A 21,610-nucleotide genomic window follows, 5' to 3' on the forward strand; every position below is an offset into this window, starting at 1 on the left:
GGTGATCTGGCGCGCATCGCGGCGGCCTTGTGCCTGTCCCGCGACGAGCTGCCAGAATTCGGTCACGGGAAAGGTCTGCGGCATCTGCTGGATTTCGCCCTCGATGCGGGTCTGGGGCGGGTATTCGACGAAGACATCGGCGCGCGACAGGATGTCGGGATGCAATTCGGTCTTGCCGGGGCAGTCGCCGCCGATGGCGTTGATGTGGACCCCGGCGCCGACCATGTTGTCGGACAGGATCGTCGCATATTGCTTGTCGGCGGTGCAGGTAGTGATGATCTGTGCGCCCTCGACCGCCTCCTGCGGGGTTTTGCAGGCGGACAGGTCGAAACCTTGTCCGGCCAGGTTGCGCATCGTCTTGGCGGTCGCCTTCGGGTCGATGTCGTACAGCCGAAGCCGGGTAATCCCGCACAGGGCCTGCATCGCCAGCGCCTGAAATTCGGATTGGGCGCCATTGCCGATCATCGCCATCGTGTCGGCCCCGGCGGGCGCCAGATATTTCGCCACCAGCGCCGAGGTCGCCGCCGTCCGCAGGGCGGTCAGGATGGTCATTTCCGTCAGCAGGACCGGATAGCCGTTGCCGACATCGGCCAGCAGGCCGAAGGCGGTGACGGTCTGGCGTCCGTCTCGCGTGTTCTTGGGATGGCCATTCACATATTTGAAGCCATAGGTCTGCCCGTCCGAGGTCGGCATCAACTCGATCACGCCATCCTCGGAATGGGCCGCGACGCGCGGGGTCTTGTCGAAATCCTGCCAGCGGCGAAAATCATCCTCGATATAGGTCGCAAGGCCCTCCAGCATCCGGGACAGGCCGATGCAATGGATCAGCCGCATCATGTTCTCGACGCTGACAAAGGGCACATAGGCCAGATCCGATGGTTTCGGGACGGGCATGGTTCATCCTTTCGGTCAGATTTCGCCATTCTCCACGGCGCAGTCTGCATGCAACAGGCCGAACTTGCCGGAATCTTGCGGGTCGGCTATGCATTTTGCGACCTGATATTGCGCAGGATGACATCTTGTGTCCATCCAAGACGATGCCAGACAGAGCCTCGACGACCACGACCGGCGGCTGATCGGTCTGCTGCGCCATGACGGCCGGGCGCCGGTGTCGAAGCTGGCCCAGATCATGGGGCTGTCACGCGGCACGGTGCAGTCGCGGCTGGATCGTTTGCTGGCCTCGGGCACGCTGCTTGGCTTCACCGCGCGGGTTCGCGAGGACGGCGAGGGAAACGCGGTGCGCGCGGTAATGATGATCGAGGTCGAGGGCCGCACGACGACACATGTCATCAGCAGATTGCGCGGCCTGCCGCAATTGCGCCGGATCCATACGACCAGCGGAAAATGGGATCTGGTCGCCGAGATCGCGGTGGAAAACCTGGTCGAATTCGACCGCGTTCTGCGCGAGGTCCGCATGATCCAGGGCGTCCGCAACAGCGAGACAAGCATCCTGCTGACCTCGATCTAAGGCCCTGGGTCACACGGGCGCGGGTCCCCTCAGACCTCGACCTCGACCTTGCCGATCGGGTGCGAGCAGCAGGCCAGCACGTAACCCGCCTCGATATCCTCGTCGGTGATGCCGCCATTGTGGACCATGTGGACCTGGCCGGACAACTTCCGGATCCGGCAGGTGCCGCAGACCCCGAAGGTGCAGCCCGAGGGGATGTTCAGCCCGGCGGACCGCGCGGTCGCAAGGATCGTGTCGGTTTCCGAGCAGGTCCGGCTGACGCCGGCCAAAGCAAAGGCGATCTCGGCCTCGGCGGCCTGATCGGGCACGACATCGCCAAGGACCGGGTCCAGGGCTTCCTCGGCCAGCGAGGGGTGGAAGCTTTCCTGATGATAGCGCGCCATGTCGAAGCCCAGCCCCGCCAGCGCGTCGCGCACCGCCTGCATGAAGGGTTCGGGGCCGCAGCAGAACACCTCTCGTGTCAGGTAATCCGGCGCCATCAGGCCCAGCATCAACTGGTTGAACATGCCCTGATAGCCGGTCCAGGGCTGAAAGCGGTCGGTTTCCTCGACGACGAATCGCAGGCTGATTTCCGGAAAACGGCTGGCCATGTGTTCCAGCCGGCGGCGGAAGATGATGTCGGAGGGGCGCCTGGCGCAATTGACGAAAACCACGTCGGCGGGCCGGCCCAGATCGAACATCCAGGTCGTCATCGACATCATCGGCGTGATCCCCGACCCGGCCGAGATGAACAGGTATTTCTCGGACGGATGGTGGTGGCTGGAAAAGCGCCCGGCCGGTCTGGTGGCCCTGATCCGCATTCCCGGTTTCAGATGGTCCAGCATCCAGCGCGTGCCAAGACTGCCAGGTTGCGCCTTGACCGTGACCGAGATCGACATCGGCCGCGAAGGCGAGGACGAGATGGTGAAGGTCCGGTGAAGCGTCCCCTTTGGCAGCGGCAGTTCCAGCGTCAGGAACTGGCCCGGCACGAAGGAAAAGATCGCACCCGTCGGCGACTGGAAACAGAAGCTGGCCACGTTGGGCGCCTCGGGTGTGACGGTGACGCATTCAAGCATCTCGGCCCCGTCCCAGACCAGCACCGGATGCGAGATTTCGGGCTGCGGCATTCTCATTCGGCGGCCACCCGCACCGGCTGGATACGATTGCCCAGCGTCTCGCAATACCAGTCCACGAACTGGATCACGCCGCCCTCCTGCACCGCGGAATAGGGTCCGGGGCGATAGGCGGGCGAATTGATGCCAAGCTGGTTGTCCTCGACCACGCGGCGATCCTCGTCATTGGTGGCCACCCAGACCTCGGTCAGGGTCTTCAGGTCGTAATCAACGCCCTCGACGGCGTCCTTGTCGACCAGCCAGGTCGTCTGGACCTCGGTCTGCTGCGGACCGAGCGGGGTCACCCGGAATGTGATCGAGTGATCGGGCAGGAAATGGTTCCACGTCGTCGGATAGTGGAATTTCAGCAGCGCGCCCGCGTCGTCGAAGGGCACCCGACCCAGCCGGCGTCTCACGGCCGGATCGCCGGTCATGGTATAGCTTTTTGCCCCGACCTTCAGCGGCATCCGGGCAAAGCGGTATTGTCCGCTCTCCGCGATGCGGAACTGCGCGGGCATTCCGGCCGCCTCGCAACGCCGGAAATGCGCCTGAAGATGGGGCGGGGGGCCGCCTTCCTCGATTCCGCTGATCACCGGATCGTCGGGGAAGGTGCGGCACAGGGCCGGGTGGTTGCCGCCGCAATGATAACATTCGCGGTTGTTTTCCCAGACCAGCTTCCAGTTGCCGTTCTCGATGATGGTCGATTGATGGGCGATCTTGGCCTGATCCAGATCGTGCGACGCCAGATAGGGCTGGGCCATGGCGGCGAAGGCGTCGAAATCCGGGGCCTCCTCGGCCAGGCACAGATAGACCAGCCCCGACACTTCGCGGCAATGGATCGCCTTCAACCCGTGTTTCGTGGCATCGAAATCCGGCCCCATGTCCCGCGCCCAGATCAGGCGGCCGTCCAGTTCGTAGGTCCATTGATGATAGGGGCAGACCAGTTTCGGCACGTGGCCCGAAGCGCCCTTGCAGATGATCGAGCCGCGATGCCGGCAGGTATTGTGGAACGCCCGGATCACCCTGTCCGCGCCGCGCACGATCATCAGCCGGTAGGCGCCGACCTGATGGGTGACATAGCTTCCCGCCTTGGGTAGCGCGCAGGACGGTGCGGCATACAACCAGTCGCGATAGAAAATCTGTTCCAGATCGATCGCATGAAGATCGGCATCCGTATAGAACGCCCGTTCCAGCGAATGATTCGGTTCGCGCCGGTTCAGCAGGTCGCGTGCTTTGGCCTCTGCGGTCATGGCCTCTTTCTCCGTTGCCGGACATCTCCGGCGATATGCTGAGGGGCGCGGCAGACGGGATCGGCCCCGCGCCGATGAGATGGCGCGACGCAGGATCGCCTCTGCCGCCGCCCGCGGTTTGACGTCATGTCTGGCTGGTTTCCGGACTTGGGGCTTCGGCCATGCCGCCGACCCGACGCCTTCCCGGAGGCTTGACTCCAGTGGCTCTTGTCGTGGCCGTTCGCTCCTTACCGTTGCGGGGGCAGTTCCGGATTTTCACCTGCTTCCCAATTATCGGCCTTGGCTCGAGTTCCGCGGCCGCACCTGACATCTGGGCGCAGAATAGCTGCGCGAGATCCGCCCGATACGCCGGTTGCGACATTAGGCCGCCCGAAACAGACTTTCGCCGGGGGGGCGATGGCCGGGGGGCGGCCTGCGCAACCCGATTCCGCGGCCGGTTGCATCACGGATCGCGGCCCATACCGCCATGCGGGCGGCCTGCCGGGGCGCAAGGACAACGCGCCTTCGGTTCCGGGCCTGCGGGACCGATCCGTTCGAGCCGGAATCCAGAGCCGCGCGTCAGCCCCGCCGCTTTTCTGGCGGAAGGGAATGGGAGTCGAACCCACCCGGGACAGGCTCGCTGCCCCAACCGGATTTGAAGTCCGGCCGCCCCACCGGGGACGATTCCCTTCCATCGCGCTGTTCCGCCGTGCCGAACAGATCCACCCTGTGGGGATTGATGCGACGCAAATCGCCGCGGCGCAAGGTGACCCCAAGGCGATCCAGAAAATCCAGGATCTCGATGGCGACCTTGCGTCCGTTACCCATCCTGTCGCGGAAGGCAGGGGCGCCGAACCAGCCGTCTTCGGTCTTCGCCGCGACATCGACCGCGATAGCCACCATTTCGGCAGTGACGGTGCGGGCGAAGAAATGGTCATGCGCGATCTGGTCGGTGCGCCCCAGCTTCTGCGTCAGCTTCAGCACCCGCCGCACCTCGCGTTCCTCCACACCCGTCTCGGTCGCGAAATCGCGGACGCGCGGCGGGCGGAAACGGCCATCGCCTGTCAGGGCCGGGACGATGCGCAGCCACAGCGCCTCATCCTCGGGCGACAGGCGAACCTCGTGACCGGGCAGGCGCAGAAAGGCACCGTCCATGACCGCGCGCCCGGCCCCGGCCTCGTCGCGCAGAAAGGACAGGAATTCGGGCTTGGGCAGGCGCGGCGTCAGCGCCAGGCGCAGTTTTTCGCGGCCCAGGCCCGCCATGTCGGGGTTCTGTTCGTGAAATCGGGCCAACGCCTGTTGCAACTGCGTCCGCAGCCCGTCCAGGTGATCGTGCGACAGGGCCAGATCGCCCAGGATGACCGCGCCCGCGGTTCGGATCGCGTTCTGCGCGTCCGGAATCGAGAGGGCCCGATCCCGCGTGAAGACCGGCAGATCGACCGGCGCGACGGCCAGCATCGCGGCAAGGGCGGCGCCGTCATTCCGGTCGCGCGCAGCCTCGATCAGCGCCAGCCTTGCCGCTGCGCGCCTTTTGCGGGCCGGCGGACGCAGGTCCAGGAAGACACCGCCGCCAAGCGACCGGCTGGCCGAAACGTCGCGCAGGATGAAGCGGTCCCCGATCGCGGCGGCGACCGGGCGATCCAGCACGATCTGGACCGGGCCGCTGGCGCCGGGCGGAATCGGTTCCGACAATGGCACGATCCGCGCGCCGGCCTCGGCCGCGTGGGTGTGCAGGCGGGCGGGAAACCAGTTTCCGATGGATTTCGGTTCGTTCGCCATCACATCCAGCCAGGCGTCGATGCGGTCGGTTGGGGCGTGAAGCGGTGGTGACAGGATCATGTCTCCGCGAGCGACGGCATCTTTCCCGATCCCCTCGCCCGACAGGTTCAGTGCGCAGCGTTGTCCGGCCGATCCTGTCTCGGCGGGCCGGTTCTGGCTGTGGATGCCACGCACCCGCGCCGCCAGGCCCCGCGGGCTGATCGTGACCGGATCGCCGATATCGACGCGCCCGCTGATGACCGTGCCGGTGACGACGGTGCCGACACCCGCAAGGGTGAAGCTTCGATCCACGGCCAGCCGGAACGGGGCGTCGTCCCGCCGTGGCGCGGTGGCGGCCTCGGCCTCGATCAGCAGACGGCGCAGCGGCGCAATCCCCTCGCCGGTCAGGGACGAGACCGGGACTATGGCGGCGTTGGCCAGTCCGGTCGGCGCCAGCGTCGCGCGGATCTGGGCGCGGAGTTCCACGCGGCGTGCGTCATCGGCCAGATCGGCCTTGGTCAGGGCGACGATCCCGCGCGTGATGCCCAGAAGATCGAGGATCGCCAGATGTTCGCGCGTCTGCGGCATGACGCCATCATCGGCGGCGACGACCAGCAGCGCGAGGTCGATCCCGCCGGCCCCGGCCAGCATGGTGTGGATCAGCTTTTCGTGCCCCGGCACATCGACAAAGCCGGTGATCGCGCCGCCGCTCAGGTCGGTATAGGCGAAACCCAGGTCGATGGTGATGCCGCGCGCCTTTTCCTCGGCCAGCCGGTCGGCATCGGTGCCGGTCAGCGCCTTCACCAGCGCCGTCTTGCCGTGGTCGATGTGGCCAGCGGTCCCGACGATCATAGCGCGGCCAGCGCCGTCAGCAGCGTGTCGTCATCCTCGAGACAGCGCAGGTCCAGCAGCATCGCGCCATCGTGGATATGGCCGATGACGGGTCGGGGCAGGGCGCGCAGCCGGGCCGAAAGCCGGTCCGGCGCATCGCCGCCCGCGCCGGTCAGCCGCAGCCCGGCCGAAGCGATCGTATCGACCGGCAGTGCGCCCGACCCGATCTGGCTGCTGCACGCGCAAACCTCCGCCTCGTATCCCAGCGGAGCCAGCAGGACCGCCACTTGCGGGGCCAGCCTTTGCGCCTGTGCTGCGATCTCGGATTGCGGGCGGGCCAGAAACCGCAGCACCGGCAATCGCTCCATCAGCCGGTCTGGGTCGCGATAAAGCCGCAAGGTGGCCTGCATCGCCGCGATGCGGATCTTGTCCAGTCGCAGGGCGCGCTTCAGCGGATTCCGGTTGATCCGTGCGATCAGGTCGCGCCGGCCGACGATGAAGCCTGCCTGCGGCCCGCCCAGCAGCTTGTCCCCCGAGAAGGTGACAAGATCCGCCCCATCGGCCACCGCCTCGGCCACGGTCGGCTCGCGCCGCAGGCCCCAGCGGGACAGGTCGACCAGCGAGCCGGCGCCCAGATCGTTCAGCAGCGGCACCGCCGAACGGGTGGCGATCCGCGCAAGCTGCGGGCCCGGAACCTCGGCGGTGAAGCCCTCGATCCGGTAGTTCGAGGTATGGACCTTCATGATGACGCCGGTTCGTGGCGTGATCGCATCCTCGTAGTCGCGGGTATGGGTGCGGTTGGTGGTGCCGACCTCGACCAGACAGGCGCCCGCGCGGCCCATGATGTCAGGCATCCGGAAGGCGCCGCCGATCTCGATCAGTTCGCCGCGCGAGACGATGGCCTCGCGGTCCCGGGCCAGCGTGTTCAGCGCGATCAGGACGGCGGCGGCGTTGTTGTTGACGATGGTGGCATCATCGGCCCCGGTCAGCTCGCACAGAAGATCGCGCAGGTGATCGTCGCGCTGGCCGCGACCGCCGCTGCGCAGATCGAATTCCAGCGCCACCGGCGCGGCCATGGCCGTCGCGCCGGCCTCGATCGCCTCGGGGGCAAGGATGGCGCGGCCCAGATTGGTATGCAGGATCGTGCCGGTCAGGTTCAGGATCGGGCGCAGGCCGGATTGCGCCGCCGCGGCCAGATCGGCGGCCAGCAGATGCGGCAGGCGGGCCGCCTCGACCGCGCCATCGGCGCCCTGCCGGATCGCGGCACGGGCCAGATCAAGCCGCGCGCGGGCGGTCCGCGTCACCATGGCGCGGCCATGTTCCGCGATCAGCCCCAGTCCGGTTTCCGATTGCAGAAGCTGATCGACCGAGGGCAGGGCGCGAAAGCCCTGCATCAATATCCGGCCAGATAGGGGTTGATGCCGCCCCGGCTGAAATCGGTTTCCTTCATCAGCAAATCCAGCCCCAGCGAGCCGACATCATCGGCGATGGCATCGAGGCTGTGATTCCTGGCAAGGTAGAAAATCTTGACCCAGGACCGGCATTCCGAACAGACCTCGGCCCGCACTGCGGCCTCGTCGCTTTCCGCGGCGCGATAGCTGATCGCCTTGTTCGATCCGCAGCACAGGCACTTGATGCGCACCTCGTTCCAGCGGGTCGCGCAGCAGGCGCAGGTGGCATAGCGCAAATTCTCGATGCCCTGCGCCGCCATCACGGTCGAGGTCGCCGGCCGGCCGCCGCAGGCCGGACAGATGCCGGTGCGGATCGGAACCAGCGCCTTCGCGTCCAGCGTCGCGGCCAGGCGCGCCATGTGAACCTGCACGGCGGCGGCGGCGAACAGATGCGGGGCGGCGGCATCCTCGGGGATGCGATCGGCGAGAATGTTTTCCAGCAGCCAGTGCCGGTCGGCCAGATCCGACGCCAGGACCGCCTGCAAGGCCAGCTTCGCGGGTTCGGGCATGGGAATGGGCTGGGCCTGATCGCAAAGCGTCATCAGGGTTTCGTGCAGCATTTCGTCGGTCGCCAGATCGCCACGGTCGATCGGCGGCATCCGGTGGGTGCGCGCCTGCTGGATCGCGGCCGACCGGATCGGTTCGGGCGCGGGCAGTTCGTCGATCAGACGGGCCTGCAACCCGGTCAGTTCGGCCAGAAAGGACAGGTAGGGTCCAAGACGCGGATCATGTTCTGCCAGAAAGGCAAAGCGCCGCGCGCGGGTGGCGAACAGCCTGTCCGGATCGGGCAGAAATGCCAGCGGCGGCGTCGGAACGCCGCCGATGACGGATGGGTCGGGCTGAGTTGTCGCAGTCATGGTATCTCCGGGCCGGACCGGCCACTGGTTTGAGGGTCGCGCTACTCTGCCGCGTCGCGGCCTTCGCGTCCAGCGACCTCTCGCAGCCATTTGCGGTGATGTCGCCAGGCCCAGCCGCCGGTCACGTCGCCCTGCGTCATCGCGCGTAGCGTTCCGCGCACCCAGAAGGCCGCGAAGACGTGCAGGATGAAGACAAGGATGATCGCCACCGCCGACAGGGAATGGATCAGCGTGGCGACGCGGCGCACGGGGATCGGAACGAACTCGGCGAAATATTGTTCCCACATCATGATGCCGGACACGATCAGGACCACGATCAGGATGGTCATGGCCCAGAAGATGAACTTCTGCCCGGCATTGTATTTGCCCAGTTCGGGCAACCGCTCTTCATGGCCGGTGACCACATCGCCGATATTGGCGACCCAGGTCGTGTCTTCGGGCTTGGGCAGGTTCAGCCGCCACATCTGCACGAACAGCAGCAGGAAGCTGAAGAACAGCAGAACGCCGACGAAGGGATGCAGCCAGCGGGCGATCTGCCCGCCGCCGAAAAGCCAGGTCAGGAAATAGAGATAGGGCGAAAAGAAGGCGAGGCCCGACAGCGCCAGCACGATGAGCGAGATCGCCGTCACCCAGTGGTTCAACCGGGTGAGGCCGCGATATCGGCTGACGCGGACCGGATCGGCGCTTTCGATGTGATCGCCGCGTTCGGAATAGAGGGGCCGACGCATCACAATTCCTCCCGATCCCTGACCAGCCGCTCGGCGGCGATTTCTTCCTCGGGTTCGACCTTGTTGCGGGAGAACAGGCCCATCAATACCGCGCCCGCCGCCGCGACCCCCATCACCGCCATGCCCGCGGTCTTGGTGACGCCCTTCCAGCCCTCGACGATGGGCGAGATGCGCGGATTGTCGGGCAGGTCGCTGTACAGCGAGGGCTTGTCGGCATGGTGCAGCACGTAGAAGACATGCGTGCCGCCGACGCCCTGGGGATCATAGATGCCGGCATTTTCGTAGCCGCGCGATTTCAGATCCTCGACCCGGTCGTTGGCATGGGCGACCATGTCTTCCTTGGTGCCGAAGACGATCGCCTTGGTCGGGCATGCCTTGGCGCAGGCCGGGCCCTGTCCCACCGCCACCCGGTCCGAACACAAGGTGCATTTGTAGCTTGTGTTGTCGACCTTGCTGATACGCGGAATGTCGAAGGGACAGCCGGTCACGCAATAGCCGCAGCCGATGCAGTTCTCGTGGATGAAATCGACGATGCCGTTGGAATACTGCACGATGGCGCCGGGCGCCGGGCAGGCCTTCAGGCAGCCCGGATCCTCGCAATGCATGCAGCCATCCTTGCGGATCAGCCATTCCAGTTCGTTCGTGGCGGGGTTGTCCCATTCGCTGAAGCGCATCAGCGTGAACATGTCGGGCGTCAGATCATGCGGGTTCTCGTAAACGCCGGTGTTCTCGCCGATCGCGGGATTGGTGTCGTTCCATTCCACGCAGGCGGCCTGGCAGGCCTTGCAGCCGATACACTTGCTGACATCGATCAACTTGGCGATCTTGGTCAATTGCCGCGTCGGCTGAGGCAGGTCCGGCGTCGCCGAGGCGCGGACGACATCCGACGGCAGCAGGTTCGATTCCATCGGTTGAACCGGTGGGTTTGCTGCCGCCGTGGTCGGTTGAGGTGCGGTCTCGGTCATGCCACCGGCTCCTCTGCTGCGGGTTCGATATTGACAAGGAACGCCTTGAATTCAGGCGTTTCCACGTTGGCGTCGCCAACAAAGGGCGTCAGGCTGTTCGGCCCCCAGCCCTTCTTGGCCACACCCATGAAGCCCCAGTGAAGCGGAATCCCGACGACATGGATGGTCTTGCCGTCGCATTGCATCGGCTTGATCCGCCTGGTCACGACGGCCTTGGCCCAGACCTGGCCGCGCTTGCCCCAGACACGGACGCGGCCGCCTTTGGCGATGCCCTTCTCGGCTGCCAGTTCCTCGCTGATCTCGACGAAGAATTCCGGCTGAAGCGAGGCGTTCACCTTGTTGTGCTTGGTCCAGTAGTGGAAATGCTCGGTCAGGCGATACGAGGTCGCGACAAAGGGAAACTCGTCGCTGGTGCCCAGTGCCTCGGCATCGTTCACGAAGATCCGGCTGACCGGATTTCCGCGCATCTTCGGGTTCAGCACGTTGGCCAGCGGGCTTTCGAAGGGCTCCATGTGGCTGGGGAAGGGACCGTCCCGCATCATTCCCCGCGTGAACAGCCGCCCCGTTCCCTCGGGGTTCATGATGAAGGGCATGACTTCGCCGGGCTTCGAGGTCAGTCCGATATCGGGAACGTCGTAGCCTTCCCATTTCTCGCCGGTCCATTCGATCAGCTTGCGGTCCGGATCCCAGGGCTTGCCCTGAAGATCGGCCGAGGCCCGGTTATACAGGATGCGCCGGTTCAGCGGCCAGGAGAAGGACCAGTTCAGGAACAGGCCGGTATCGCCCGGATCGGAATTGTCCCGCCGCGCCATGTTGTTGCCGTCCTCGTTCCAGCAGCCCGAGAAGATCCAGCAACCGCACATGGTCGAGCCATCGTCCTGCAATTGCGAAAAGTTCTTCAGCTGCTTGCCCGCCGCGACCAGGGTGGCGCCGGGATTGGCCGGGTCGGGAACGTCGCGCAGGGCGCGGCCGTTCATTTCCCTGGCCAGTTCCTCGGGCGAGGGGCTGAGCGGATCCTGATAGTTCCAGGTCAGATTGAGGATCGGTTCCGGGAATATCCCGCCCTCGTCCTCATAGAGCTTGCGCACCCGCTGGAAGATGTTGGCCATGATCCAGGTGTCGTTCCTGGCCTCGCCCGGCGGCGTCGCCCCCGGCCAGTGCCATTGCAGCCAGCGGCCCGAATTGACCAGCGCGCCTTCGTCCTCGGCAAAGCAGGTGGTCGGCAGTTCCAGAACCTCGGTCTGGATCGAGGCGCTGTCCACCTCGTTATGGACGCCGTGATTTTGCCAGAAATGCGCGGTTTCCGTCTCCAGCGGGTCCATGACGACCAGCAGTTTCAGATTCGACAGCGCCTCGGTCAGCTTGGTGCGGTCGGGGAACGCCATCAGCGGGTTGAAGCCCTGGCAGAAGTAGTTGTTGATCCGCCCCTGCTTCATCAGTTCGAACATGCGCAGCACGTCATAGGTCGGCACGTCCAGCTTGGGCAGGTAGTGATAGGCCCAGTCGGTGTCCTGGGTCGCGGCATCGCCCCACATGGCCTTCATGAAGCTGACCATGAATTTCGAATAGTTCTGCCAGTAGCTGGTCTGCCCCGGTCGCAGCGGCGTGAAGTTCCGGCTGGACATGTAGGTCTGCCAGTCGGGTTCCTTTTCCGTCGGGATGTTGAGATAGCCGGGGATCAGGTTCGACATCAGGCCCAGATCGGTCAGGCCCTGGATGTTGGAATGGCCGCGCAGCGCGTTCATCCCGCCCCCGCGCATCCCGATATTGCCCAGGATCAGCTGCAACATGGCCATCCCGCGGATGTTCTGCGCACCCTTGGAATGCTGCGTCCAGCCAAGCGCATACATCGAGGTCATCACCTTGTCGCGCGCGCTGCATTCGCCGATCATCTCGCAGATGGTCAGGAACCTGTCCTTCGGCGTGCCGCAGACATTCTCGACGAATTCGGGCGTGTAGACATCGACATGGGCCTTCAGAAGGTTCCAGACACAGCGCGGGTCTTTCAGGGTCATGTCGACCTGCGCGTAGCCGTCGGCGTCCTTCTTGTAGTCCCAGCTTTCCTTGTCGTAGTCGCGCTTTTCCTCGTCATAGCCGGTGAACAGGCCATCCGACCAGCCAAACTCGTCCTTTACCAGAAGGGCGGCGTTCGTGAAGTTCGTGACGTATTCCCACTGCACCTTGTCATTGGCGATACACCAGCGGATCACGCCCATCAGGAAGGCGATGTCGCTGCCCGGACGGATCGGGGCGTAGAAGTCGGACACGCTGGCCGTGCGGGTATAGCGCGGATCGACCACGATCAGCTTGGCGCCGCGATTGTCCTTGGCTTCGGTGACCCATTTGAACCCGCAGGGATGGGCTTCGGCGGCATTGCCGCCCATCACGATCACCAGATCGGTGTTCTTGATGTCGGTCCAGGCGTTGGTCATCGCGCCACGGCCAAAAGTTGGAGCCAAACTGGCTACCGTAGGGCCGTGTCAGACGCGTGCCTGGTTGTCGAAGCCGACGATTCCCATCGACCGGACGGCCTTGTAGGTCAGCCATGCGGTCTCGTTCGTGGTGGCCGAGGCGGCCAGGAAGCCGGTGGTCGTCCAGCGGTTGACCGGCACGCCCGCCTCGTTGACCTGCACCAGATTGGCGTCGCGGTCGTCCTTCAGCGCGCGCGCGATCTTGTTCAGTGCGTCGTCCCAGCTGATGTCCTGGAACTCGGTCGCACCCGCGGCGCGATAGCGGGGACGGGTCAGCCGGGTTTCGGCCTGCACGAAATCCCTCAGCGCCGCGCCCTTGGGGCACAGGGTTCCGCGATTGGTCGGATGGTCGGCATCGCCCTCGATATGCAGAAGATCGGCCTTTTCGCCGGCCTTCACGTCGCCCTTGGAATACATGATGATCCCGCAGGCGACCGAACAATAGGTGCAGGTGTTGCGCGTTTCCGTGGTCGTGGTCAGCTTGAAGGCGCGCACATGCGCCGCCTCGGCCGCCTCTGCTTCGCCGAAGCCCATTGCCCCCAGCGAGGTCGCCGCAACCCCAGCACCCGCCAGCCTCAGAAAGCCGCGGCGCGAGAGTTCGATATTCATGTGACCCTCCTGTTGCCTGTCAGTATGATAGGTACGATTTCCATGCTGCTGATGGCGGCACGCCAAGTCAAGCGAAACGGATCGGCCGATCTTCACTCTTCGCGGAACATCTGCTAGCGTCGGAGGTGATCATCCGATGCGCAGGCTGCGCTTGGGCCGGACAGGATTCCGGCTTGCCCGTCGGGCCGGATCATCGACACGGCGCGTGGCAAACGGGGTCTGGCATCCCGGCGGCCCGCCGGCTATCAGCCCCCTCCCGAATTCGATGCCGGAGCCGTTTCCGATGCGCCTTTTCCTTCGCCCGATCCTGTTCGCCCTTGCCCTGACCCTTGGCATCGGCGCCGCCCATGCACAGCAGACGCTGTATTTCAGCGCCATCCCGGACGAGGACGAAACCCGCCTGACAGAGCGGTTCGGCAAGGTCGCGGCCTACCTGTCCGACCGGCTGGGCGTCCCGGTGAAATTCGTCCCGGTGAAGTCCTATCCCGCCGCCGTCACCGCGTTTCGCAACGATCAGGTGCAACTGGCGTGGTTCGGCGGGCTGTCCGGGGTTCAGGCCCGGCTGCTGGTTCCGGGGGCCCGCGCCATCGCGCAAGGCGCCGAGGACCGGCGATTCGTCACCTATTTCATCGCCAATACCGAAACCGGCCTGACCCGATCCGACGACTTTCCCCTGGCCGCCAGGGGCATGACCTTCACCTTCGGCGCCAAGACCTCGACCTCGGGTCGACTGATGCCGGAATATTACATCCGCGAGAAAACCGGGCAGGCGCCCGACGATTTTTTCAGCCGCGTCGGCTTTTCCGGCGATCACAGCCAGACGCTGCGGTTGGTCGCATCCGGGGCATGGCAGATCGGCGCGCTGAATTTTGCCGTCTACGATCAGGCCGTGGCCGAAAACGCGCCGGAAATCGAGACGGCGAAGGTGATCTGGAAGACGCCTCCCTATCCCGATTACAACTGGACGATCCGTGGTGATGTCGATGCCCGCTGGGGCGAGGGCTTCACCGACAAGGTGCAGGCCGCGCTGCTGGGCATGGCCGATGCGGAGCTGCTTGCGGCCTTCCCGCGCAGTGCCTTCATCGCCGCCGGCAATGACGATTACGTCCCGATCGAGACAATAGGCCGCGAACTGGATCTGCTGGAGTAGGTCTTGCAACTGCTGATTGCCGCCGATCTGGGCTATGGCGCCGCGCCTGTCCTGCGCGACGTCACGCTGGATGTCGAATCCGGTCAGCGGGTCGCGCTGCTGGGACGAAGCGGGGCGGGCAAGTCCACGCTTCTGGCGGCGATCCGGCAGGCCCTGCTGGATCGCGGGCTGCGGGTGGCGCTGGTTCCGCAGGACCATGCGCTGGTGCCGCAGCTTTCGGCGCTGCACAACGTGCTGATGGGACGGCTGGACGATCACGGCGCGCTCTACAATCTTGCGACGCTGATCCGCCCGCGCCGGACCGATCGCGCGGCGGCGCTGAAGGTTCTGGCCCGCGTCGGCCTGACGCCCGAGGCCGAGCGCCCGGTCGAGGCGCTGTCGGGCGGTCAGAAACAGCGCGTTGCACTGGCGCGGGCGCTGTATCGGGGCGGCGACGTGCTGGTCGCGGACGAGCCGCTTTCCGCCGTCGATCCGGTTCAGGCCCAGGCGCTGGCCGGCCTGATCGGAACGACCTTTCCGACCTCGATCCTTGCGCTGCACGATGTGTCGGTCGCCCTGACCTTTGCCACGCGGCTGATCGGACTGGATGGCGGCCGGATCGCGCTGGACATGCCGGCCCAGGATGCAAAGACCGCCGCGATCGAGGCGCTATATGCGCGCTAGGCCGATCACGCGCCGCGGCATTGTCGCGGGCTTTCTGATCGCGGGGCTTGTCTGCCTGCCCTTCGCCGATCTCACCCTGGCGGGAAACGATCCCTGGGCCGCGCTGTCGCGCATGGGGATGGGGTTTCTGTCGCCGGATTTCGGCGCCGTCGAACGGATCATGCGCGCCATCGCCCTGACCCTGGCCTTCGCCATCGCCGGCGTGGCGGGGGGGGCCGTGGCCGGCCTGATGATGGCGCCGTTTTATCGTCTTCGTCCGGTGCGCTGGCTGGCCATCGCCCTGCGTTCGGTCCACGAATTGTTCTGGGCGCTGATCCTGATGCAGATCGCCGGGATCGGCGTCACCACCGGAATCCTCGCCATCGCGCTGCCCTATGCCGGGATCTTCGCGAAGGTTCTATCCGAAATCCTCGACGAATCCGACCGGCGGCCCTCGGACTGGCTTGGCGCCCGGGTGGATCCGCTGAGCCGGTTCCTGTGGGCCCGAATGCCGCTGGCGCGGCGCGAGATGGCAACCTACACCCTTTACCGGCTGGAATGCGGTCTGCGGTCCTCGGCCGTGCTGGGTTTTGTCGGCCTGCCGACGCTGGGCTTTCAACTGGACAGCTTCTTTCGTCAGGGCAATTATGCAGCGGCGGGCGCGATCATGGCGGTCTATATCGCGCTGATCGCGACGATCCGTCTGTGGATGCGCCCGCATGCGGTCTGGGCATGGCTGATCGCGGCCGGAATCGTGCTGGTCCGTGTCGATGCGCCACCGATGGGGCAGGGCGCGCTGTGGCGGTTCCTGACCAGCGACATCGTGCCCGCGCCGCTGCTGCAGGGCGATCCGGCGGGGCTGGGACCGTGGTTGTGGGATCTGGTCGCGGGGTCGATCCTGCCGGGCCTCGCCGCAACGCTGGTGGTGGCGCAACTGGCCCTGATCCTTGCCGGGCTCGTTGCCTTTTGCGGGCAGGCGCTGATCGTGCCGCGCGTCACCGGCCGGCTCGTCGCCATTCCGGGCCATCTGTTTCTGGTCGTCCTGCGCAGCTTTCCCGAATACATGCTGGCCTATCTCTTTCTGCAGGTCTTCGGCCCTTCGATGCTGCCCGCGATCCTGGCGCTTGGCCTGCATAATGGCGCGATCATCGCCCATCTGCTGGGCCGGCAGGCCGGCGGGCTGGCCCTGCGCGCCGATGCGCCGCGCGGTCTGACCCTGTGGGGCTGGGAGATCGTGCCGCGACTTTTCGGGCAATTTGTCGCGCTCTGTCTCTACCGGTGGGAGATCATCATCCGGGAAAGTGCAATCGTCGGGATTCTGGGCGTCGCCACGCTGGGCTTTTATCTGGATGACGCGATTTCGCAATTGCGCCTTGACCGCGCCGTGCTGATCCTGCTGGCGACGGGCATGGTGACCGTCGCCATCGACGCGCTGTCGCGGTTCCTGCGCAGCGGACTGGGCGCGGGACGGCTGCGGGCGCGCGCAGCGTCCGAACGGGGCATTGCCCTGGCGGCAGAGGCGCCGGGATGATGCTTGGTGCGGGTGAAGGGACTCGAACCCCCACGCCTTGCGGCGCCAGAACCTAAATCTGGTGCGTCTACCAGTTCCGCCACACCCGCGCAAAGATTTCAGACGTGCGGGCGCCGGGCCCGGCTGTCCACCGATCCTGTTACGGCAAGATCCGCAACACGTCCGGGAAGACAGACGGAACGGTCGCGGGGTGGATATTACGCTTTTTCGGGCGCGTCAACGCGCATCGCCCGGGCGACGGCCGCGGTTTGCATCCGCCGGCCGTCATTCCGGGCCAAGCCGCGCACGAATTGCGGTTTGAAGATTCCGCATGACGCTTTCGGCTTCGACGGCGGTTCCGGCAAACATCGGCGCGCGGGGCTGTGCCTCCAGCAGCAGCCTTGCCTCGCTTTGCTGCCATGTGTGCCGTTCGCCGGATTTCCGGATGACGAGATGACCGAAAGGCGGCGCGAACAGGACCCGAAAGCCGTGGAACAGGGCGCGCCTGTAGAAATCGCGATCCTCGCCCTCTGCAAGTTCCTCGGCGAACGACAGTCTTTCGGCCGCGGCCCGGGTCACGATCAGGCTTGATCCGCTGCCGACGACATCGCGCGAACCCGCCCAGGGCTGGTAGTCCTGGGGGCAGAAATCGTACAGGATCGTGCCGCCGATCTTCTCGAAATGGACGAAGATTTCGGGCTTGCCACAGAGATCAGCCGACATTGCCTGCATGAATCGGATGGATCGCGACAGATAGTCGTCCAGATAAATGTCGTCGGCATCGAACCGGGCGATCAGATCGCCCCGCGAGGCCGCGACCCCCATATTGAGGGCCGCGGACAGCGAAGTTCCGCCCCGCAAGGACAGGATCCTGGTCCTCGAGAGGCCGGAACAGCCGGCAAGCCGATGCGACAGGCGTTTGGGATCGACGTCATCTCCGCTGCAGACGATCACCGCCTCCAGCGCGGGATAATCCTGTCTTTCAATCTGTTTCGCCAGATTTTCCTCGTCCTGGCGTCGATGGATCGGCGCAAGGATGCTGACCAGAGGTGACGGACCCTCTGAGGGCAATCCGAAATAGGCAGCGGCGGAGGCATATCGTCTGGCCAGCCGGTCCGCCTCGCGGTCGAGATCAATCGCGTCATTCAGACGACCACGCAGGGGGGGCGGCGCGGCAAGGATGTCCAGGGCGCGCGAATGCAAGTCGGGCAGCAGGTTTCGGTCCGCGCACGAGACCAGCGCGTTGTCGGCCGAAAGACTACCTTCGAGGGCCTGAAACAGCAGCAATGCGTTTCCCAGTCCCCCATCGGGGTCGATGAGGTCGAGACACGTCGCGGCTCTTGCCTGCGCGTCGCACTGATGCAGGATCGACGCCAGCAGAAACAACTGCCGGTCGGAACAGTTTCGCGGCTCGATCGCCTCGGCAACTTGCCTGGCCTCGTCGCGCCGACGGGCGGTGATCAGGGTCTGGGCGGTGTTCATGCGGATGCGAAAGCTGTGGCGGGCCGGTTCGGCGCAGCCTTGCAGAACCCGGACCCGGCCAGCCACGCCGTCCTTCAGATGCGCGATGCGGGCCAGCATCAGCACCGGGTCCGGCTGATCGGGTGCAAGACGTGCCGCCGTTCGGGCCTGGCTTTCGGCTGCCGCCAGATCCGCCTTTGCCAGCGCGATGCGCGCCTGCAACAAATGGTCTCTCGATGTCGTGAGACCCTGCGCCGCGATCCGCGACAGGTGTTCCCGTGCCGCCTCGGCGGCGCCCAGGTCGCACAGCGTCTCGGCCAGATCGCGCCTGATGACGGGGGAATCGCCGATTTCGTCAAGATAGTGCGACAGGATGCGCGCCCGCGCCTCGGCGCCGTCGCGCAGCAGCGCGATGCGCGCCAGTTGCAGCCATGGCCGCGGTCGTTCGGGCGCCAGCATCCGCGCCGCGTCCGCCGCGCGCTGCGCCCCCTCCAGATCGCCCTGACGGATCCTGCCTCGACCGATCAGCAGATGATCCTGAACATCGCCGCGTCCGCCGTCGATGATGTCCTGGGCCACCGAAACGGCGCCCGCGACATCGCCGCCTTGCCACAGCGCATCGGCCAGGTGACGGCGCAGTGGCAGATCGTCCCTGACCGCCGGCAGATGGCGATGAAGCAGGTCGGCCTTGGCCTTCGGCCCCTGACGCAACTCTGCCGCCCGCGCAAGCAGCAAGACCGCCTCGACCGACGAGGGATCGCGCCGCAATGCCAGCTGCGCCAGCGTTTCGGCGGAATCCAGACCGCCCGCCGTCAACTGCCTGCGGACACGCCGAAGCCGTTCGGCGGCGATGGCGGGGGGCGGTTCGGCATCCATCGTCACCCTGCATCCGGCTGCTGGGTTTCCGCCGGGCCGATCGTGTCGCCATCGTCGGGCATCAGCGGCGCCACTTCACCCCGCGGAAGATCCGTTCGGGCACGATCTGATCGCGATACTTCATCGTCAGGCCGATCATCCGGTCCATGATCTCGGGGGTCAGCCTGTTGGGCTGAAGACCCAGATCCAGAAGCCCGGTATGGGCGGGATTGTAATAATGCTCCTCGGCCTCCTTGCGCGGATTGGGAAGCGATTCGATCTGCACGTTCAGCCCCAGCCTTTGCCCCGACTGCCGGACATGTTCGGCCAGATCGTTGACGCTGAACGTTTCGACGAACTGGTTGAAGATGCGCAACTCGCCCGGCTCGGCCGGGGTTTCGACGGCCAGCTTCACGCATTGCAGCGCATCCTTGAGATGCAGATATCCGCGTGTCTGCCCGCCCTTGCCATAGACGGTCAGAGGATAGCCCGCCACCGCCTGAACCATGAAACGGTTCAGGACGGTGCCGAAAACCTCGTCGTAGTTCAGGAACGAATACAGCCGGTCGTCATCGGCGCTTTCGTCGGTCGCCAGCCCATAGACCGGGCCCTGCATCAGATCCGTTACACGCAGCCCCCAGACGCGGACATAGAACCACAGCATGTCCGTATCGAGCACTTTCGTCGTGTGATAGAACGATCCGGCCGCGCGCGGGAACAGGAACCGATCCTTGCGTCCCTTGTGCTCGATATCGATCCAGCCTTCCTCGATATCGATGTTCGGCGTGCCATATTCGCCCATCGTTCCCAGCTTGATCAGATGAGCATCGGGGGTGAACTGGTTCATCGCGTGGATGATGTTGAAGGTCACGCCCAGGTTGTTGTCCAGCGTCAGCCGGGCCGCAGCCCGATCCATCATCGAATAGGGCGCCGAGGGTTGTTCGGCATAGTGGATGATCGCGTCGGGAACGAATTCCTCGAAGATCGCGGCGATGAAGGTCCAGTCGTCCAGATCGCCGATCCGGACCGCCAGCTCCTTGCCCGAGCGGTCCGCCCACAGGCGCGCCCTTTCGTGAAGGTTTGGCACATCGAACAACGCGTCGCAATCGATCTCTCGCATCAGCCGGCGTCGCAGATAATTGTCGACGGCCATCACCTGATGCCCGGCCGCGGCAAGTTTCATCGCGGTCGGCCAACCGATATAGCCGTCCCCGCCCAGGATCAAAATCCGCATCACGCTTCCTTCAGAGTGTCTCGAGTTGTGGAACCGTGCCGGCGGTGACCAGCCTTGCGACAACGCTTTCGGGAAGTACGCCATCGCGCATCAGCAGCGCCCAGATCTGATCGTCGCCGATCGCCGCCTCGCGGTCCGAGTGATAGACGATGCCGCTTGGCCGTGCCCCGATTTCGTCAAAGGCATATTTCTGCCGCCGCTGTTCAGCCGTATGACCGGCCGGCATGACGATCAGGAAATCGTCGCTTTCCAGAAGCCGGTTCGCCTCTTCGTCCGTTGAAAGCTCTTCCCACAGTTTTTCACCGGGGCGCGAACCGGTGATCTCGATACCGATCGATCGGGGATCATGCCCGTAGGCCGGTGCCAGGTGCTGTATCATGACCCGTGCCAGATCGACGATCCGCAGGACAGGCATCTTGGTGATGAATACTTCGCCGCCCCGGGCCAGGACCATGCTGCCGATCACCAGATCGGCCGATTGTTGCATGGTCATGACGAAACGCGTCATGCGCCTGTCGGTGACGCGCACGGGCCCGCCCGCGGCAATCTGCTGCGCGAACAGCGGCACCACCGAACCGCGCGATCCCAGCACGTTGCCGAAACGGGTCGAGGAAAACAGCGTCGGCGAATCCGAATGGGTGAGAAAGTTCATCGACGTGAACAGCCGCTCTCCCATCAGCTTCGATGTGCCCATGACATTGGTCGGGTTCACCGCCTTGTCGGAAGAGGTGAAGATGACCTTTTCAAGTCCCTGCATCTGCGCGACGCGGCCGACGACCTCGACACCCTCGATGTTGACCTTCACGGCCGAAAACGGGCTGCGTTCGCAAGACGGCACGTGTTTCAGCGCGGCACAGTGAAAACACAGATCCATGCCGTCGAAGGTGCGCCTCATCTCGCGTTCGTCGGTGATGTCGGCGTGGAAGAAGTCGAGCCCCGCCTTGCCCTTGCGGCCGGCAAAGTCCATTTCCATGTCGAACAGGCCGCTTTCGTTGTTGTCGATCACGCGAACATGTCCGACCGGGCTTGCGGCAAGTTTCTCCACGATCGCCCGGCCGACCGATCCGACTCCTCCGGTGACGACGATGCGCTTTCCGGCGAGTTGCGACAGATATTGCGACATTTCAGGTCGTCCTCCTCTTCGGGCGAGAAGACGCCCACCTCGTTCACCCGATGGCCTCGGAAGCTGCGTCCTCCGACCTCTTCCGGGACGGGAATTCGAAAGTCAATCTCCCGAGGTGCAACCATTGAGCGAATTTCAGCGCAAAAGTTATCGAGAAGGGGGGATGGATTTACGCCC

General features: G+C 65.1%; 15 protein-coding genes, 2 tRNA genes, 1 pseudogene and 1 riboswitch. Of the genes and pseudogenes, 4 read left to right on the plus strand and 14 right to left on the minus strand.

From position 1 onward, the window contains the following. On the minus strand, window positions 1-894 hold an 894-nt coding region (locus tag B4A72_RS15690; RefSeq protein WP_292979073.1), incomplete at its 3' end, for an ornithine cyclodeaminase. Window positions 895-1,021: 127 nt separating this feature from the next. Between B4A72_RS15690 and B4A72_RS15695 the strand changes: the two genes are divergently transcribed. Beyond that, window positions 1,022-1,468 (plus strand): Lrp/AsnC family transcriptional regulator, encoded by a 447-nt coding sequence (locus tag B4A72_RS15695; protein WP_292950906.1) that lies wholly within the window; start codon window positions 1,022-1,024, stop codon window positions 1,466-1,468. Between the two features lie 29 nt (window positions 1,469-1,497). Here the strand turns inward: B4A72_RS15695 and B4A72_RS15700 are convergent, their stop codons facing one another. The 9 genes and pseudogenes from B4A72_RS15700 to fdnG all read right to left on the minus strand — a co-directional run bounded on the left by B4A72_RS15700 (window position 1,498) and on the right by fdnG (window position 13,458). Then, entirely contained in the window at window positions 1,498-2,580 is a 1,083-nt protein-coding gene (locus B4A72_RS15700; protein ID WP_292950904.1) for a hybrid-cluster NAD(P)-dependent oxidoreductase, read from the minus strand. Then, window positions 2,577-3,809, minus strand: coding sequence for an aromatic ring-hydroxylating oxygenase subunit alpha (locus tag B4A72_RS15705; RefSeq protein WP_292979075.1), 1,233 nt, complete (start codon window positions 3,807-3,809; stop codon window positions 2,577-2,579). The genes B4A72_RS15700 and B4A72_RS15705 overlap by 4 nt, the downstream gene beginning before the upstream one ends. Window positions 3,810-3,924: 115 nt before the next feature. Beyond that, window positions 3,925-4,131, minus strand: a riboswitch (cobalamin riboswitch). A 254-nt stretch (window positions 4,132-4,385) separates the two neighbouring features. Continuing rightward, a tRNA-Sec gene (locus B4A72_RS15710) sits at window positions 4,386-4,481 on the minus strand. A 60-nt stretch (window positions 4,482-4,541) separates the two neighbouring features. After that, window positions 4,542-6,398, minus strand: a pseudogene (gene selB, locus B4A72_RS15715) (selenocysteine-specific translation elongation factor); the annotation flags it as partial. Then, window positions 6,395-7,771, minus strand: a complete 1,377-nt coding sequence (gene selA, locus B4A72_RS15720; RefSeq protein WP_292979077.1) for an L-seryl-tRNA(Sec) selenium transferase — start codon at window positions 7,769-7,771, stop codon at window positions 6,395-6,397. The pseudogene selB and the gene selA, both read right to left, overlap by 4 nt. Next, the gene (fdhE, locus tag B4A72_RS15725; protein ID WP_292950898.1) at window positions 7,771-8,685 is read right to left on the minus strand and encodes a formate dehydrogenase accessory protein FdhE; all 915 of its coding nucleotides are present in this window, start codon (window positions 8,683-8,685) and stop codon (window positions 7,771-7,773) included. Before fdhE ends, selA begins: the two co-directional genes overlap by 1 nt. Before the next feature lie 41 nt (window positions 8,686-8,726). Beyond that, a complete protein-coding gene (locus B4A72_RS15730; protein WP_292950896.1) occupies window positions 8,727-9,413 on the minus strand; it encodes a formate dehydrogenase subunit gamma in 687 nt (228 codons plus the stop codon). After that, on the minus strand, window positions 9,413-10,378 hold the full coding sequence (fdxH, locus tag B4A72_RS15735; RefSeq protein WP_292950894.1) for a formate dehydrogenase subunit beta: 966 nt from the start codon (window positions 10,376-10,378) through the stop codon (window positions 9,413-9,415). Before fdxH ends, B4A72_RS15730 begins: the two co-directional genes overlap by 1 nt. Next, window positions 10,375-13,458: a formate dehydrogenase-N subunit alpha gene (fdnG, locus tag B4A72_RS15740; RefSeq protein ID WP_292950892.1), complete on the minus strand. Its 3,084-nt coding sequence runs from the start codon at window positions 13,456-13,458 to the stop codon at window positions 10,375-10,377. Before fdnG ends, fdxH begins: the two co-directional genes overlap by 4 nt. Window positions 13,459-13,741: 283 nt before the next feature. On the opposite strand from fdnG, the gene B4A72_RS15745 reads away from it, so the two are divergent. From B4A72_RS15745 to B4A72_RS15755, 3 genes are read left to right on the plus strand one after another with little or no spacing between them, the layout of a single operon-like run. After that, the gene (locus B4A72_RS15745) at window positions 13,742-14,608 is read left to right on the plus strand and encodes a putative selenate ABC transporter substrate-binding protein (RefSeq protein ID WP_292979079.1); all 867 of its coding nucleotides are present in this window, start codon (window positions 13,742-13,744) and stop codon (window positions 14,606-14,608) included. 3 nt (window positions 14,609-14,611) lie between these two features. Further along, window positions 14,612-15,271, plus strand: coding sequence for an ATP-binding cassette domain-containing protein (locus B4A72_RS15750; RefSeq protein WP_292950888.1), 660 nt, complete (start codon window positions 14,612-14,614; stop codon window positions 15,269-15,271). Further along, a complete protein-coding gene (locus B4A72_RS15755; RefSeq protein WP_292979081.1) occupies window positions 15,261-16,781 on the plus strand; it encodes a PhnE/PtxC family ABC transporter permease in 1,521 nt (506 codons plus the stop codon). The genes B4A72_RS15750 and B4A72_RS15755 overlap by 11 nt, the downstream gene beginning before the upstream one ends. A gap of 4 nt (window positions 16,782-16,785) precedes the next feature. Here B4A72_RS15755 and B4A72_RS15760 read toward each other — a convergent pair. The 4 genes from B4A72_RS15760 to B4A72_RS15775 form a co-directional block, all read right to left on the minus strand. After that, a tRNA-Leu gene (locus B4A72_RS15760) sits at window positions 16,786-16,870 on the minus strand. A gap of 175 nt (window positions 16,871-17,045) precedes the next feature. After that, window positions 17,046-19,097 carry a glycosyltransferase gene (locus tag B4A72_RS15765; RefSeq protein WP_292953762.1) on the minus strand — a complete coding sequence of 684 codons (2,052 nt, stop codon included), beginning with the start codon at window positions 19,095-19,097 and terminating at the stop codon, window positions 17,046-17,048. Window positions 19,098-19,158: 61 nt separating this feature from the next. After that, window positions 19,159-20,310, minus strand: a complete 1,152-nt coding sequence (locus B4A72_RS15770) for an NAD-dependent epimerase/dehydratase family protein (RefSeq protein WP_292953739.1) — start codon at window positions 20,308-20,310, stop codon at window positions 19,159-19,161. Between the two features lie 10 nt (window positions 20,311-20,320). Beyond that, window positions 20,321-21,433 (minus strand): polysaccharide biosynthesis protein, encoded by a 1,113-nt coding sequence (locus B4A72_RS15775; protein ID WP_292953741.1) that lies wholly within the window; start codon window positions 21,431-21,433, stop codon window positions 20,321-20,323. Between the last annotated feature and the right edge of the window lie 177 nt (window positions 21,434-21,610).

Origin of the sequence: Paracoccus sp. UBA5162 (genome assembly GCF_002413585.1) — a bacterium.
In the GTDB taxonomy this organism is placed as follows: domain Bacteria; phylum Pseudomonadota; class Alphaproteobacteria; order Rhodobacterales; family Rhodobacteraceae; genus Paracoccus.